General features: G+C 44.6%; 11 protein-coding genes and 1 tRNA gene. 6 read left to right on the top strand and 6 right to left on the bottom strand.

The genetic code is table 11. The features are described from left to right. A tRNA-Gly gene (locus BUR09_RS13205) sits at positions 1–75 on the bottom strand. 518 nt (positions 76–593) lie between these two features. Here BUR09_RS13205 and dksA point away from each other — a divergent pair. The 3 genes from dksA to BUR09_RS13190 all read left to right on the top strand — a co-directional run bounded on the left by dksA (position 594) and on the right by BUR09_RS13190 (position 3,638). After that, a complete protein-coding gene (dksA, locus tag BUR09_RS13200; RefSeq protein WP_074217414.1) occupies positions 594–956 on the top strand; it encodes an RNA polymerase-binding protein DksA in 363 nt (120 codons plus the stop codon). Positions 957–962: 6 nt separating this feature from the next. After that, positions 963–2,561 carry an NFACT RNA binding domain-containing protein gene (locus tag BUR09_RS13195; protein ID WP_074217413.1) on the top strand — a complete coding sequence of 533 codons (1,599 nt, stop codon included), beginning with the start codon at positions 963–965 and terminating at the stop codon, positions 2,559–2,561. A gap of 108 nt (positions 2,562–2,669) precedes the next feature. Next, entirely contained in the window at positions 2,670–3,638 is a 969-nt protein-coding gene (locus BUR09_RS13190) for an NAD(P)-dependent alcohol dehydrogenase (protein ID WP_074217412.1), read from the top strand. A 279-nt stretch (positions 3,639–3,917) separates the two neighbouring features. Here the strand turns inward: BUR09_RS13190 and BUR09_RS13185 are convergent, their stop codons facing one another. The 4 genes from BUR09_RS13185 to BUR09_RS13170 all read right to left on the bottom strand — a co-directional run bounded on the left by BUR09_RS13185 (position 3,918) and on the right by BUR09_RS13170 (position 7,535). Next, the gene (locus tag BUR09_RS13185) at positions 3,918–4,367 is read right to left on the bottom strand and encodes a coiled-coil domain-containing protein (RefSeq protein WP_074217411.1); all 450 of its coding nucleotides are present in this window, start codon (positions 4,365–4,367) and stop codon (positions 3,918–3,920) included. Positions 4,368–4,668: 301 nt separating this feature from the next. Further along, the gene (locus BUR09_RS13180) at positions 4,669–5,829 is read right to left on the bottom strand and encodes a SufB/SufD family protein (RefSeq protein WP_074217410.1); all 1,161 of its coding nucleotides are present in this window, start codon (positions 5,827–5,829) and stop codon (positions 4,669–4,671) included. Between the two features lie 2 nt (positions 5,830–5,831). Continuing rightward, entirely contained in the window at positions 5,832–6,629 is a 798-nt protein-coding gene (locus tag BUR09_RS13175; RefSeq protein ID WP_074217409.1) for an ABC transporter ATP-binding protein, read from the bottom strand. A 138-nt stretch (positions 6,630–6,767) separates the two neighbouring features. Next, on the bottom strand, positions 6,768–7,535 hold the full coding sequence (locus tag BUR09_RS13170) for a rhomboid family intramembrane serine protease (RefSeq protein WP_074217408.1): 768 nt from the start codon (positions 7,533–7,535) through the stop codon (positions 6,768–6,770). A 465-nt stretch (positions 7,536–8,000) separates the two neighbouring features. Between BUR09_RS13170 and BUR09_RS13165 the strand changes: the two genes are divergently transcribed. The 3 genes from BUR09_RS13165 to BUR09_RS13155 all read left to right on the top strand — a co-directional run bounded on the left by BUR09_RS13165 (position 8,001) and on the right by BUR09_RS13155 (position 15,096). Further along, a complete protein-coding gene (locus BUR09_RS13165) occupies positions 8,001–8,729 on the top strand; it encodes a substrate-binding periplasmic protein (protein WP_074217407.1) in 729 nt (242 codons plus the stop codon). A 156-nt stretch (positions 8,730–8,885) separates the two neighbouring features. Further along, positions 8,886–13,883: a response regulator gene (locus BUR09_RS13160; protein WP_074217406.1), complete on the top strand. Its 4,998-nt coding sequence runs from the start codon at positions 8,886–8,888 to the stop codon at positions 13,881–13,883. Positions 13,884–14,025: 142 nt separating this feature from the next. Beyond that, positions 14,026–15,096, top strand: coding sequence for a response regulator (locus tag BUR09_RS13155; protein WP_084539505.1), 1,071 nt, complete (start codon positions 14,026–14,028; stop codon positions 15,094–15,096). 323 nt (positions 15,097–15,419) lie between these two features. On the opposite strand, the gene BUR09_RS13150 is transcribed toward BUR09_RS13155, so the two are convergent. Further along, a complete protein-coding gene (locus BUR09_RS13150; RefSeq protein WP_074217405.1) occupies positions 15,420–16,070 on the bottom strand; it encodes a potassium channel family protein in 651 nt (216 codons plus the stop codon). Positions 16,071–16,074 lie beyond the last annotated feature (4 nt).

Below are 16,074 nucleotides of genomic sequence, written 5' to 3'. Positions count from 1 at the left end.
TGGAGCGGGAAACGAGATTTGAACTCGCGACTCCAACCTTGGCAAGGTTGTACTCTACCACTGAGTTATTCCCGCTCGTTGCGTGAGGACTTGTTCGTCCCAACGGGGGAGGTGTATACGCAGAGGTCATCACCCGGTCAAGCAAAAAAGATAATTTTTTTCTATTTTTCTGTAAAACGCCATTGAATGGTTTTGAAAATTTGGTGGGCACTCTAATCTAATGAGTGTGGTGAGTTTGCGGTGGTGAATTTAAGTGTGCGGCTCGCATAAATACACGTAATCATACAAGTGATAGGGGGGAGCTGTATGACTTTGTTTTATGGTATTTATTATTAAGTTAGACATGCAGCTTGTTCGATCAATAATAATGGCAAGTTAACATTCTAGCGCTACAGTTAGTTGGATACAACACAATTTCTTTAAATGCATTAGAACTCGCAACGAGAGCTTTGCTTTTTGATATGTTTTAGTTTATTGGGTTGTTCTTCTTTTATGGTAATGCGCATACGACCATATTCTTGGCGTTATTTGCAGTGTGTTCTGGCTATTATAGAATAATGGCCTCAGTTTGATAGATGCCGAGGAGGACATACATGGAACAGAAAGATCTTGATCACTTCCGTCAACTTCTGAATCAAATGCTCGAAGAAGCTCAGCAGAAAGGTGACGCTACCCTTGACGATCTGACTGATAACAGTGAAATGTTTGCAGATCCTGCAGACCGTGCTACCGCTGAATCTGACCGTGCGTTTACTTTACGTATTCGTGACCGTGAGCGTAAGCTTATTAAAAAGATTCGATCTGCTATTGCTCGTCTTGACGAAGGTTCTTTTGGCATTTGTGATGAATGTGGCGAAGACATCGGCGTTGCACGCTTAGAAGCACGTCCTGTGACCAAACTGTGCATTAATTGCAAAAGTAAACAGGAAGAGGACGAGCGCCAGCGCGCTGACTAGTAAACAATGGAAGCACATTTCTTTCGGCGGTTATGCGTAGAACTTGCAGTGCAGCTTAGAGGAGCGCGCATTGAAAAGTTCTTTGAGCCAGCCCCCGATACCACTACAATAGTAATTCACCGCGCCGGCCGGAAGCAGAACCTTCTGCTTCAGGCCGGTCGCCGTTTTCCCCTCCTTTTTCTCAGCGACAAGCGTCCGGTAAATCCGGACAATCCTTCTGCAAAATCTATGTGGCTGCGCAAGCATGCCGCTGGTAAGCGCCTTGGTATTCCCGTTGTGGACTGGTGCAACCGACGTATTGCATTTCCGCTCACAACTACCCCTGTAAAGTGGCTTGTGCTCGATTTGTGTAATGGTGTGTTCATTACAAAAGATGAGCCGGAATGGGCTGGTTACGAGCCTGCATGGTGTGAGCCTCAGGATTTACCGCAAGTTTTGGCAAGCAGTGAGGTGTGGAGCAAATATCCACAACTGACACCACCTCTTCGTAAGGCACTTTCTGCCTTGATTCATGATGATCCAATGGATGCTCAGGCTCTATTAGTTGATTTAGAATACGGATACGGGACTGTAGTTACTCAGGATGATTTAGAAGAGCTTGGCGAGGTCTATCTATATACTAAGGACGGAAAGCCCACTGAAGCATATGTCTGGACGTTACCTGAATCAATTTTTGGAAAACGTGAAGAACAAGCCGTTCCTTCTGCTATCGAAGCAGCTACAGCCGTAGGTGAAATGCGTCTGTTTGCAGAGCTGGCACAGGCAGAAGCATCAACAGCTGCCAAACCTGTTGTTGCCGCTTTAAAACGTACCAAAAAGACTCTTGCTCGATTGAATCAGGAAAAAGATCGTTTGGAACGCATGATAGCAGGGCAGCAGCATGCTAAGTTGTTGCAGGCATGTTTGTGGCAGATTGATGCTGATCAAAAACTTCCTTTCATTACCCTGACAGTTCCAGATGGGATTGAAGGGCTTGTTGCGGGGGAAGAATGCACAATTACACTCGATCCGCGTAAGACAATCCGTGAGAATATGACGCATCTGTTTAAGCAGGCTACCCGTGGTAAGCGTGGTATGGATATGCTTGCAGAGCGGCGGCAGGTGCTTGAGCTGCAATATGCACGTTTACAGCGTGGTGAAGGCGAAGTTCCTAAGTTGCAAACTGAGCAGAAGCTTGCTGGCGGTGCGTTGAAGCGGCAGCAGAAGCGAGAGGCCAAAGATAAATTTATCCAGCGGTTCAGAAGCTCTGACGGATTTTTAATGCTCCGTGGACGTAACGCGCAGGGAAACCATGAAATTCTTAACAGGGTTTCGTCCTATGACCTTTGGTTCCATGCTGAAGACGGACCGAGTGCTCACTTAGTATTGCATCTGGACTATCCTGATCAGCAAATTCCTGAACGGACATTGCAGGAGGCTGCAATTCTTGTCGGTGTAAAAAGCTGGCAGCGGGAAGATGAGCAGGCGCGTGTTATGTTTGCCCGTGTAAAAAATGTACGCAAAATTAAAGGTGCTGCTGCCGGTAAAGTGCGTGCTGAGGCAGAAGGCTCGCTACTGGTTAAACTGAATCCAGAGCTTGAAGAGACGCTTAAGTCGGGTATCTAGCATTTCTACTCAGTTGAAGAATTGAAACTATACTGCTTATACTTTGCAAGGTTAGATAAGCTGAAGGGAGTTTAGTGCGAAAACGTGTAACAAGGAGGCGTTTCGCATATGTCATCTCACCAGCAGATCATGACTGTATTGGTATTGTACCCCGAACATGAGTATGAGCAGCGTATAGCTTTTGAAGAGCGCCCTGTACCTGTGCCAGAAAGAGGCGAGGTGCTTGTACGCGTCCGTGCTACCACTATTGGCGGGCGTGACAAGGAATTGTTTGCGGTGGAAGAGTTGGGCTGGCGCTCTAAAAGACGCCGTGCTGCACGGGGGGTAATTACTGGATATGAATTCTCCGGTACAGTGGTGACGAGTGGTGAGCGCTTCAAGGAAGGCGACGATGTTTATGGATACACCAATTTCTGTAAGGGAGGGGTGACCCATGCAGAGTTTGTTTGTGTATCTGAACATATGATCAGCTATAAACCTGTTAAGCTTAGCCACGTGCAGGCAGCTACAATTCCAGTAGGATGCATGACGTCCATCCAGGCGTTGCAGAATCTGGCTGGACTGAAGAAGCGGCAGCGCATTTTATTAAGCGGTGCTACTGGCGGTGTTGGCATGTATGCTGTGCAATATGCCAAGTTGCTGGGTGCTCAGATAACAGCGCAGGGGCGTTCATGGCATGAACACGACTTGCTGCGTTTAGGTGTAGAGTCTTTTATTGAATATACTCGAGAGGAAATACTTCATTCTGAAGAAGTCTTTGATGTTATCTTCGATGTGGCGGGCATTTGGACTCTTGAAAATATGTACTCGCACCTTACATCGAAAGGTGTTTACATTACAACCCACCCAGAGCGTGACCCCCTCGGGATTGTTTCTTCTTTCTTTACTGCAAAAAAATCCAAATACCTTTACGTGTCTCAGGGGAAAAGTGATGTCCTTGAGAATATTACGGCGCTTTTTGATGCAGAGATGTTGGAACCTATCGTAGGGAGCGTTTCACCATTTGCAGAGGCGTTAAATGAGTTTGCGCCGAAGGATGTTAAGATAGCCGGCCGCAGGGTACTTACCATTGATTGATGGTATGTTCGTGACAGTTGTTTCAAAAGTTCCGGACGGACTTCCACGCCTTTTCGCTACGCTACTGTATTGCCTTCAATAAGATGCATATCTTAACGCATAGTCTAAATTTTTCTTTGGAAGCATTGCGGCTCGGGTAAGTGCAGCATGTTTTTTCCGTCCGAAACCTGTTTTTTAGCAGTTTCTAACAGCGCACATGAAACATATTTAGGGTTCAAAAACTTCTGGGTTGTTAGGGGGGGAGTCCCTTTATCCTATAGTCGTGAGTGAAGAGCCTACTTATCCGAAGAATGCTCCTTTGAGTTCGTCAAGCATGGCCTTGATTGAATCTTTAAGCTCTATCAGCAGGTCTTTTGCTTCCTTTGTAGCTTCTTTCAAATCTTCAAGTTCATCCTGCATATCCTGTTTGCACAAGGTGTAGTCTGTAGTGGATTCAGCGCGTTCCATGATGCGTTCTTGTTTTTCATTGAGATCGCGCACCATTTCTTCAGACCGTTTTTGAGTGGACTCAACAAGGTCATTGAAAGAGGTGATTTCGTTGTCGTTTGCACGTTTGTTAATAGCAACAAGGGATTCGGTTGTTGCAGCTATGGACTTTGCCAACAGCCGTGCAGAGGTGGCCAGCGGTTTTGCATAGTTAATACACTCTTCGTTTGCGTATGCTGGAAGATTGAAGCACAGCATGTATGTGCAGATGACAGCAAAAAATGTGGTTACAAATCTCGTCACAATAGATCTCCTGTTGCTTTTCGAAATGTATTAATCGATTGAGCAACTGTACGGTTTCAAAAATGTTTCGTTCTAGTATAGATGTTAAAAATGTTCTTTTGCACTGTGCCTGCGTTATATTCAGCTTATATAAAGGTCGAATTTCATTGGAAAGACTTCCCCCAATTAAGCTTCGCCGTTTAGGCAACAGTACAAAAATTCTATTTTTGAGATAGATTTTAGTTTGTGTACTGTATTATATAAAAAAATCCCTTTGAAGTACTGCTTCAAAGGGATTTTACTTTTTTATGAAAAGAGCAGGTTACATTGCGTCACTTGCATCAAGTTCATCAATCTGCTTTTCAATAGCATCCTGAAGCTCTTTCGGGAGACCTTCCATGTCTACGTTCAGGAAGCCGCGAACGATGGTGGAAGTTGCTTCGTCTTCATCAAGACCGCGAGCCATGAGGTATTCAATTTCTTCCTGAGCGATCTTGCCAACAGCTGCTTCGTGAGAAAGCTCAACGCCGTCCTGATCGGAATCAAGTTCAGGAATTGCATGAATACGACCGCCGCCGAGGATAAGACCTTTACACTCAAGGTGACCGCGAGCAGGTACAGCTTCTGCGCCAATGAAACCACGGTTGATGATAGTACCACCGGTGGTGAGAGTGCGCGCGATGATTTCTGCGCGGGTGTTAGGTGCCTTCATTTCGATGCGGTTACCGCAGTCAATGTAGGAACCTTCTGGTGCAACGATTACAGAGTTGAAGCGTGCAACAGAGTTTTCACCTTTAAGGGTAAGTTTTGGGTACATCTGTAAGTCTTTTACAGGCTTGAGCAGAACGTAGTTGCTGAGGAATACAGCGTCTTCTTCCAGAACACCTGCTGAGCGTGGACGTACGGCTGTGTCTTCGCTCCAGTTGTGAATCATGGTGAAGGTAAGCTTGCCGCCTTTGTGGACGTAGAACTCGGAAATGCCGAGGTGGGCAGATTCCTTAGCACCGTGTGCAGTGGCGCAACCGGAGATAATGTGAAGCTCTGCGCCTTCTTCAACAACAACGATGTTGTGAACGTTCTGGGAGATGCCCGCTTTGTCGATGAACAGACAAGACTGAACAGGTTCAGTAATTTTTGTGCCTGCTTTCGCGCGGATAAAGTAACCGCCGTGCAGGTTGTCGTGCGCTGCTTTGGTAAATTCGTCTTTGTCTTTATCAACAAGCTGCCAGTAGTAGTCTGGCAAGCCGTCAAATTTTTCAAGAGCAGCTTTGATGTCCATAACTTCAAGACCTTCGCGGTGGGTCTTGCAGTGAACACCGGAGTGGTTCAGGTGCATGAATGCGCCGGAATCGCTTGGGTTTTCTACATCAATACCTGCAAATAACAGACGTTCTTTATCTTCAGCAGAAAAGCCGTTGAAATCTTCAATAGCTGCTTCTGTAGCACCTTCAACGCGGTACTGGGAAAGATCTAATTTTTTCATGTCTAGGAAGCCTCGTTAAAGCTGGAAAGGTCGAGGATCTCACCGGTTTCAGCGGAAAGACAACGCAGACATTCCTGGTAACCGTGGTTGGAAATATGATCGAGAATGTCGCGTGGGTTTGCTTCGCAGCACAGCTTGCCGTTGTACATTACTTGTCCTCGGTCTGCATTCACGTATTCGAGAATGTGACCGGTATGGGTAATGATGAGACCGGAAGTGTTGGAGCGATGCATTGCCTTTTTCATTGTGCAGCCTTCTTCAAGACCGTCAAGCAGATTACGTGCAGTCTTGCCGATGAGGGACATGTTTTCAAGGTCAACGCCGGATTCCGGTTCGTCAAACAAGATCAGGTCAGGACGTTGCGCCATCAGCTGAAGCAGTTCGGAGCGTTTGATTTCGCCGCCGGAGAAGCCTGCGTTGATGTCACGCTCAAGGAAGTTGCTGAAGTTAACCTTTTTCGCAAGGCCTTCAACATCAACTTCACGTCCCTGACCGCACATACGGACGAGGTGGCTGGTTTTGAGACCGTGAATTGTAGGAGGGCGCTGGAAGGACATGCCGATGCCAAGGCGGGCACGTTCATACATAGGTGCGTATGTAATGTCCTGACCCTTATAAATAATCTGCCCTTCGGTAACGGTGTAGTTACCAAAACCCATAAGGGTCATAAGCAGAGTGGTTTTACCGGAGCCATTTGGGCCAAACAGAATAAACGTTTCACCGTCTTCAATAACGAGGTCAATTCCTTTGAGAACCTCTTTATCGCCGATGTTAACGTGAAGGTTTTTAATTTCAAGCATGAGAGAACCGTCCTTACGGGATCCTTTTTCAGTCACGTCTATTGTAACTGGACGTCCCGTTATGCGGTATCAATGCGCTCAAGTCAATCGTGTTTTGGGCTGCAACTTAATTCTTAAAGGTTGGTAAGTGGTGGCTAATCACTCTTCTGGTGGCGGAAACTCCCTTGGCTTTGGGGTCATAAGCTGTGGTTTTACCGGTGGGGTTCCCTCTGGGATTTTGCAATAGTAGCACCGGTTTTTTTTACGGAAAAATGGCAGGAGAATGATTCCACATAAAAAACCGCCAATGTGTGCCCACCATGCAACAGAGCTGCTGGCATGTCCGGTTAGTGACGCAATTCCAAGCACTATTTGTATACCTGCCCATAATAATAAGAAGAACAACGCCGGAAGGTAAAAAAAGAATGGGATAATTATAACCGGAATGAGCGTGAGCACTCTGGCGTGGGGGTAAAGCAGGAAATATGCCCCCATAATGCCGGCAACAGCACCTGATGCGCCTACAACTGGAATTGTGCTTGTCGGTGTGAATAAAATGTTGATTCCAGTGGCGACAGCCCCGCATACAAGGTAGAAGATTAGAAAACGTGTCGGCCCCATAACGTCTTCAATGTTGTCACCAAAAATCCAAAGAAACCACATGTTAATAAGAATATGCATCCATCCGCCATGAATGAAGAGGTGGGTGAGAAACACATAGCCTGCATCAGGAGGGAAATGCATGCGTGCTGCCCACTCCGGATTCGTAAAACGCGCGGGAACAACACCATATAAATAAAAAAATTCTGTTAGTTGTGGTAGCGGAAGGAGCATTTCAAATACAAAAATAAGGGAACAGGCTGTCGTGATTGCGTACAGCATGTATGGCGTGTGGACACGGGGGATTGAATCATGGAGTGGAATCATACCTAACTATAGACCAAGCATATTGTACTGCCTAGTAAATTGGGAAGAATGAACATCTGTATAATATGTTGATGCGGGCTACATACTGTAAAGGTACATTGGTTTAATTGCATCTTGTTATGTCGTTATGAAAAAATTATGCAATTCCTGATGATTAATGCTTTGATAATCCAGTAAAGTTATGTACAACATTTTGTACTGAAATATAAAAAATGAAATGAAAGGTGCAAGTAACTCCGTTTTGTTCAGAAGAATCTTTATAACAATGAGTTATTATGGGGTTTTATAAGAACATGAGTGTTGTCTTATTTTTTCTTACAGTTTGTTAATGGATTGCCTTTGAGTGCTGCAGAAATCGTTACAACGGATTGTGTAAGGGGTTTCTAATATAGCTGAATATTACGACAGAGCGTATCAGATGTTCAGCTTGGAAATTCAGTGATCATACTGGTGTTAGGGGGCGCAATGAAACGTTTTTTACTGTGTCTTGTTATGGTGCTGTGCGGATGTTTGGACATTGGTAGTGCAAAGGCAGAATCGCTAATAGTGGGGGTGATGAGTGCCGACAGACCACCGTATTTCTGGAAAGATGATAGCGGAGGCTATCGGGGGCTGTATATAGATTTACTCAATGAGCTGACAAAAGAAACCAGTATTCATTTTTCATACAAAGCGTTGCCCATGGCACGTATTCGCTTGTATATGGTAGCGGAAAAAATTGACGTTGAAGTGGGTGTTGCAAAGCGATGGCGTAAAGAAAAAGCAGAAGTTGAAAATTCTGTGTATTCCATTCCGTTTATGAAAACGGAATTAGTTTTTGTAATGCATTCGATGCCCGGTAACCTTGGCATAACAAGGAGTACTCCTGCTGACGGGATGTTTTGTTCAATCCTTGGGTTCAGTGTTCCGAAAATGGCTGGTGAAAAAGATCGGCAGTATGTTCTTTCTGAGCGGCAATTGTTGAAAATGATCGATAAGAAACGCTGTGATTATACTGTCATGCAGTACAACATTTTTAGTCATTTGATGCGTGAAAACTCCTATGATCTAGTTGCTTCAAGCTCTTTTAAAACATATGATGTTCGGTTGCGGCTCAATAAAAAGCATGAGTGGCTTCTTCCGAGAATTAATGAAGGGTTGAGAAGAATGAAACTCAACGGACGGCTTGCCAGTATTCTCAAGCGCTATAGGTAGTCTGGTTTGGTAAGCCTGATGTAGAGTTATGATGCTTATGGTGCAGCGTCATAAAAAAGTTATTTCCGAGTCTGACAATGGACAGGTGTGTGTTGATATGCTTCGTTTGTATGCTGGGTTGTTTTAGAAGTGCATGGTGGAAGTTACGGGGGCGAAGTGTTTATTAAAATATACCGGATAGTAGTCGGCTGTGTAGTTGCGTTGTGTGTACTGTTTTCAGTAGTTCCGTGTGTCCAAGCTCAGCCGGACGAAGTGTATTCCAAAGCAATACAGAGCGGGTCAGCGCTCGCAACTGAGTTATCAAATTTAGGTGCAGTTTTTTTATATAACCTTGATGCCGCGCAACTTGAAGGCACCTTTTCAGTTATTATCAATAAGAATCCGCAGATCAAAGCAATCCGGATTGTGGACAGCATTACGGGCGACCCTTTTTTTACATATTACCGGTCTCGTCGTCAGCATGTCTATAATGAGAAAATCCCTCTCATTGCAGAGCAGTACCCGAAATATACAGCATCTATTGTTTATCATGGCAGTATGATAGGCAGGCTTGAGCTTTTTTATCAGGACCCTAGGATGAGGGTTGGGGGTGATAAAGAAGTTTGGTTTACGGAGGGGGAGCAGCGCTGGCTTGAGAAACATCCTGTCTTACGCGTTGGTATCGAACCTTGGCCGCCTTTTAACTACTTCGTTCCGGGTGGAGTTCCTCGAGGGATTGTCGTTGACCTCCTAGCGAAAATGTCTGAGCGCATTCCTGTACGTTTTGAATTTGTCGGGGGGACCTTTTCAGAGTTACTGGATAAATTTAAGCAGGGTGAAGTCGACCTGCTTCCAAACGTATATTATCACCCTTCTCGTGAGAGTTTTGGTAATTATACAACGTCGTTCATGAATGTGCGGGATTTTTTGTTTGTCCGGCAGGATGAGTTTTCAATACGGAAATTGGCAGACCTGCGCGGTAAGCGGGTTGCTGTCATTAAGGGATATTTGATGGAAGAGCAGCTTCCACGGCGATATCCCGGTATTGAAGTGGTGCCGATGCCGACATTGGTGGATTCCATTGCTGCACTGTTAAATCGTGAAGTTGATGCTCTTCTTGACGCACATATGGCAGTTCTTTACGCCCAAAAAGAGAACGGACTTACCGGTATAAAAGCTATTTCTCAGAATGATTTTCCGTCCCAGCCTCTTCATTTCATCACGTCAAAAAAAGATCCTTACTTACATTCAATTATTGAAAAGACCCTTAATTCAATAAGTGATACTGAAAAAGATGAATTGATAAAACATTATGTCCTCGCGCAAAATTCAGGGCCCATGCGGAAGCCCGCCGAGAAAAGTCTGGGAAAAACCGCTGCTGTTTTATCTATCCTCTTTGTGGCGTTTCTTTGTTCTTTGTTTTTCATTGTTCGAGCGTTGAATAAGAATTCAAAAGATGAGAATGGGCTGGCCTTTGGGTCATGGAGTTTTGCCCGCCTGTTGTTCACTGCGATTGCTTTGTTTGTTGTGTTTTGCTCAACTACTTCATGGTTTATTTTGAAAGAGAGCAAGATGGACGTTCTTCAAAAGGAAGAGTCTTCTCTTGAAGTCCGGCTTGAGGCAACTCAGTCCCGTCTATTACGTATGATTGATGCACACTCCCGTCTTCTTCAATATATTGCTAGAAGACGTTCGTTTTTTACACTTGTTGACCAAATTACGTCTCTTTCACAGAGTAAAGATTCTTTCGAATATCAACGTATTAGGTTGGAGCTTGAAGAGTTATGGAGTCATTACACAATTCTTTCTGGAGAACAGTCTCGTGTATTGTTGTCTGAAGCAGGAGAAATAATTGTTGGCGATAGCGGTGCTAAAGATTTTGGTCTTGCTAGCCGGCATCCAAGGTTATTCAAAAAGGCGTTTTCTGGGCAGACTGTTTTTGTACCTCCATGTAATTATCTTGACCCGATAACGGGTGTTAATGAACGAAGCATGTTCCTACTTATGCCTGTTATGGATTTCTCCCGCAAACCTGTTGCAGTGCTTGCTGCACGGCTCGATGTCGATGAGAATTTTTATTCTTCCATCAGAGATGGCAGCTCCGAGCAGCATGGTGAAATTCTTGCTGTTAACGAAGAGGGAAAAGTTCTTCATGAGAAGTGTAGTCCTGTTACTGGTGTAGATAAGTTATATTTAAATACATACTTAAGTGCTTTTGCAGGAGCCGATGTACCATTTGTTGTGAATCCGTATGGTGGGGTTAAAGTTAGTGGGATGCGTCTTGTTCAGTATCGGAATTATAAGGGCCAACAGGTCTACGGACTTGCACGCTGGATACCAGGATTAAATATAGGACTGGTTACAGAAGTACGAGTGTCTGAGGTTTTGGAGCAATATACACGCTTTAAACACAGTGTTATTGCCATGATCCTGCTTATGCTTTCGTTTACTATCCCTTCGATTTTATTCACGTTAAGTCTTGGTAGAAAGGCGAATAAAAGTCTTTTGCAGTCGAAGGAAGTGTTGAAGCGTAAAGTTCTTGAACGCACTCAGGACCTTGAAGAACTTGAAAAACAATGGCGTCTTATTCTTACTTCGGTAGGACAGGGGCTTCTTGGACTGAACAGTGACGGAGAAGTAATTTTTGCAAACGATGCAGCATTGTCGCAGCTCGGTTATACAGACGATGAAATTATTGGGAAAAATATTCTCAGTGATATCTCGGTAAAGAAAGAGGATAACCACGTTTCTTTACTTCGTTCTTCTATTTATGATGCCTTGCAGTCAGGGCAGACCAGCACCAACCCAAATGAGTTTTTTCAGGCCAAATCGGGCCATGTTTTCCCAGTTGAGTATACATGCCGTTCTATCATTAACGAGGAAGAGATTCAGGGCTGTGTGATTGTATTTACAGACATTACGCAGCGAAAACGAATGGAGCAGGACCTTAAGTCGGCAAGGATAGCAGCAGAGGAAGCTTCCAATGCAAAAAGTGAATTTTTGGCGAATATGAGTCATGAAATTCGAACTCCTATGAACGCTATTCTTGGTATGTCTCATCTTGTGTTGCAGTCCAAATTAGACAGACGCCAGCGTAACTTTATCCAAAAAGTACACAGAGCGGCATATTCGCTGCTTGGCATCATTAACGATATACTCGATTTCTCTAAGATTGAAGCAGGACAAATGCGGATTGAAGGAGTGCCATTTTATCTTGATGATGTCATGCAGGATGTTGCAGGTGTCGTAGGGTTGAAAGCGGAAGAAAAAGGACTGGAGCTGCTCTTTAAGGTTTGTCCTGATGTTCCTTCAAAGTTGATAGGCGACCCGTTACGGCTGACGCAGATTTTGATCAATCTTGGTAACAATGCCGTTAAATTTACGAATGAAGGGGAAGTTGTTGTTACAGTTGATGTTGAAGCTGTAGATGACAAAAATATCGCCCTTCTGTTTTCTGTTCAGGATACTGGCATTGGTATGAAGGATGAGCAGATTTTCAAGTTGTTCAAATCCTTTTCGCAAGCAGACACCTCCACAACCCGTAAGTATGGTGGTACAGGTTTAGGCCTTGTTATTTCACGTCGACTTGTTCAGTTGATGGGCGGAGAAATCTGGGTGGACAGTGTCTATGGAGAAGGAACAACATTCTCCTTTAATGCCAGCTTGCAGATAGATTCGGACTGTAAGGAACAGTCGCCTGTTGTGTTATCCAATGGTGCACGTGTGTTGGTGGTAGATGACTGTAAAACAGCACGTGATATCCTAAGCTCAATGTTAACTGAATTCGGTTATGTTGTAGATGTAGTAACATGTGGCATGTATGCAGTAAAAATGGTTAAGGAGTCCGTTAAGGCGGAACAGTATGAGATGATTTTTCTCGACTGGCGCATGCCGGACTTGAATGGAATCACGACTGCCACGTTGATTAAAGAACAGTATGGTTCTGAAAAATGTCCACATTTAATCATGGTTACTGCTTTTGGGCGTGAGGCGGCAGCCGATGCTGCTGAACAGGGTATTATTGATGCCTGCGTTACAAAGCCGCTTACAAAAAATTCTTTATTGCAGGTTGTGTCGTTTGTAACTGGCGCGTCCGATAAGACAGAAAAACGGAACTCTGGACGTCAGAATGCCGTGGACGTTGCTTTGCAGCAGCTTGCCGGAGCAACTATTTTATTGGTCGAAGATAATGAGGTGAATCAGGAGCTTGCAGTTGAACTGCTGGAAGCCAACGGTATGAATGTTTCTGTAGCAACGAACGGACTGGAAGCATTGGATATTCTCGAAGAAAAAAGCTTCGACGGTGTGTTGATGGATTGTCAGATGCCGATCATGGACGGCTATGAAGCAACACGTAAGCTGCGTGAAGATCCTCGTTTTGCTGATTTACCGATTCTTGCAATGACTGCGAATGCCATGGTTGGAGACAGGGAGAAAGTTCTTGAGGTTGGTATGAATGACCACATCGCAAAGCCGCTTGAACTCGTAGATATGTTCTCTAAAATGGCACGTTGGATTACCCCGAAACTGACCGCGCAACTGCGGACAAGATCAGTAGATAAGAATGAAGATTTACCAAGTATTGCTGGCGTAGATTTTGAAAAAGGTCTGTCAGTTTGTCAGCAGAATAAAGATTTGTTGCGGCGGTTGCTTGTGCGGTTTGCCGAAACGCAAGCGGACTTTTCTGTCACGCTGAATGACGCGTTACAAAAAGGGGATATTGAGACTGCAAGTAGACAAGCCCATACGCTAAAGGGAGTTGCGGGTAATATTGGAGCCACAAAAATTCAGGAACTTGCTTCGGAGCTTGAAGCGAGCATTGTGGCGGATAATGCTCATGCGATGCAGCGCCAGCTTACTAACGCGTTAGATGGAGCATTGGCCGTTACTGTGAATGATATACGAAACAAGCTTGTTCTTGTGCCTGTTGTTTCAACTGGTCGCTTCTCGAAAGATATTATCGAAGATGAACTCTTGCAGCTACGTTCATTGCTGACTGATGATGATACAGAGGCTGTTGATCTTATTGAAGAGATTCAGCGTCATATGGGAGGAGCTCCTGAATTACAGGAACTTGTTCGTAATATGAATGAGATGGTTCATGATTATGATTTTGAAAGCGCGTTAGTGTTACTGAAAGAACTGGAAATAGGTGTCGAAAAGCTTTCCGCGTAGATTAAGACAATTATGTAAAGCTGAGGTAGTGAATATTTTTCTTTGAAATGCATAGGATTTTAGATATCAATCATTTTTCCACCTGCATGGTTTGCTTTGAGGTGAGTATGTGTTGAAAGTGTCAGGTATTGGGGGCAGTCCTGTGAATAGAGATAAGTTAACAGTTCTGGTGGTCGATGATGCGCCGGAAAATATTGAGATATTGCGTACGATTCTGCAACCGCAATACAAGGTTAAAGCAGCGAGAACAGGTGAAAAAGCGATAAAGATTGCACAGACAACTCCGCCGGATATGATTCTGTTGGATGTTGTTATGCCGGAAATGGACGGTTATGAGGTGTGCCGTCAGCTAAAAGTTGATCCGACAACGGCAGAAATACCTATCATATTTATTACAGCAAAAACCTCAGCAGATAATGAGACTCAAGGGTTTGAACTGGGTGCTGTAGACTACATAACAAAACCAGTGCGGCCAGCCATTGTAAAAGCTCGAGTTGCAACTCACTTGGCTTTACGGGATCAGACGCATCATCTTGAAGAGCTTGTTGTGCAGCGTACTATAGAGTTGCAGAATACGCACTTAGAGCTCATCCGTTGCTTAGGGCAGGCTGCTGAATACAAAGATAACGAAACAGGGTTACATGTTATTCGAATGAGTCACTATGCCCGTATTATTGCTCAGCAGCTTGATGTTGGTGATGACTGGGTACAGCTTGTGTTTCAAGCGGCTCCAATGCATGACGTCGGTAAAATTGGTATCCCTGATTCAATCTTGAGTAAGCCCGGTAAACTTACAGATGAAGAGTGGCAGATGATGCGCAACCATCCGGAATACGGTGCAGAGATTATCGGCGACCATTCATCGTTGTTGCTTTCCATGGCGCGTGAAATTGCTTTGACGCACCATGAGAAGTGGGACGGAACCGGTTATCCCTATAATCTTGCAGGGGAAGCTATTCCACTTTCCGGAAGAGTTGTAGCTATTGCTGATGTGTTTGATGCGTTGACTTCAGAACGTCCGTATAAGCATGCGTGGGCAGTTGAAGATGCTGTTGCCCTTATTCAGGAAAATGCAGGGAAACATTTTGATCCTGACCTTGTTCCGCTTTTCTTGAAAGAATTACCAGCTGTGCTTGAAATTAAAAAGAAATACGCAGAGAACGCTGAAGGTGTGTCTAAACACCTCCATAATGTCCTTGGTGTAAGCGCATAGAAATTGGGCAAGTTGTACTTATCTACTTTGTCCTGGATGGTTCTCGTTATAACTTTGTTGTTGGACGTGAGAGACTCGTTGCATGTGCTTACTTAAAGGTAACGGCTCATATTCGACATAAAATACGAAATTTTCCTGTTTGGTTACTCGAGCGGCGCAGTTGCTATTAGGGGCGTTGAACAAGTTCTATTCTGGGCAAGAGGATAGGGCAGGGCTTCCTATTGGAGATTGCGGTACAGGCTTGATGTAGGCAGAAATAAAATAAAAAGGTGGAGTATTTTACTCCACCTTTTTTTATTGCAAAACCATTCGTTGCGGCGGGGTTATGACTCAAGGTCCAGCAGGTCAGATTCTTTGCCGATGGCGACAAGAATATCACCTTTCTCAAGGATCCTGTCGGCACGGGGAACAAACGAGTAGTCTGTGTCACCATTCTTTTTGATTGCAACTACCATAACCCCGAAGCTTGTGAGTTCTAGGTCGATGAGGGTCTTACCGGTCCATTTGTCAACGATGAGTTCTTGGAGCAGGATGTTTCCTCCAAGCGGAAGTAGGTCGAGCATGCCCGGGTTTGCAATGCGGTGAGCATACTGGCTTGCTGCATCACGTTCTGGCTGGATAACGGTATCTACACCGAGTCGTTCGAGAACAACTGCGTGTTCGTGGCTGATGGCTTTAACAGCCATTTTTTTTACGCCTATTTCTTGTAGATTAAGGACGATAAGAATGGATTTTTCCATTGATTTGCCGACACTTACGACGACTTCATCTAAGTCCATAAAACGTAATTGTTTTAGCACGTTGTCATCGGTAGCGTCTGCTTCATATGTCTGTGAAAGAAATTCGTCTGTTTTTTTGGTGGCGCTGGCGGAGCTGTCCACGCCAATAACGGTGTGTCCAAGCTCGGATAAGCATTGGGCAAGTGCGCCGCCGAATTTACCGAGTCCAATAATGCCGACTTCCTTTTTCTTCATCTGT

The sequence above is a fragment of the Halodesulfovibrio marinisediminis DSM 17456 genome (genome assembly GCF_900129975.1).
Taxonomy (GTDB): domain Bacteria; phylum Desulfobacterota; class Desulfovibrionia; order Desulfovibrionales; family Desulfovibrionaceae; genus Halodesulfovibrio; species Halodesulfovibrio marinisediminis.
This window is presented reverse-complemented; position numbering and strand designations above follow the sequence as displayed.

Coding starts and splice junctions, on each gene's coding strand:
- BUR09_RS13165 (WP_074217407.1), top strand. CDS start 8,001: ATGAAACGTTTTTTACTGTGTCTTGTTATGGTGCTGTGCGGATGTTTG.
- BUR09_RS13180 (WP_074217410.1), bottom strand. CDS start 5,829: ATGAAAAAATTAGATCTTTCCCAGTACCGCGTTGAAGGTGCTACAGAA.
- BUR09_RS13195 (WP_074217413.1), top strand. CDS start 963: ATGGAAGCACATTTCTTTCGGCGGTTATGCGTAGAACTTGCAGTGCAG.
- BUR09_RS13190 (WP_074217412.1), top strand. CDS start 2,670: ATGTCATCTCACCAGCAGATCATGACTGTATTGGTATTGTACCCCGAA.
- BUR09_RS13175 (WP_074217409.1), bottom strand. CDS start 6,629: ATGCTTGAAATTAAAAACCTTCACGTTAACATCGGCGATAAAGAGGTT.
- BUR09_RS13150 (WP_074217405.1), bottom strand. CDS start 16,070: ATGAAGAAAAAGGAAGTCGGCATTATTGGACTCGGTAAATTCGGCGGC.
- dksA (WP_074217414.1), top strand. CDS start 594: ATGGAACAGAAAGATCTTGATCACTTCCGTCAACTTCTGAATCAAATG.
- BUR09_RS13170 (WP_074217408.1), bottom strand. CDS start 7,535: ATGATTCCACTCCATGATTCAATCCCCCGTGTCCACACGCCATACATG.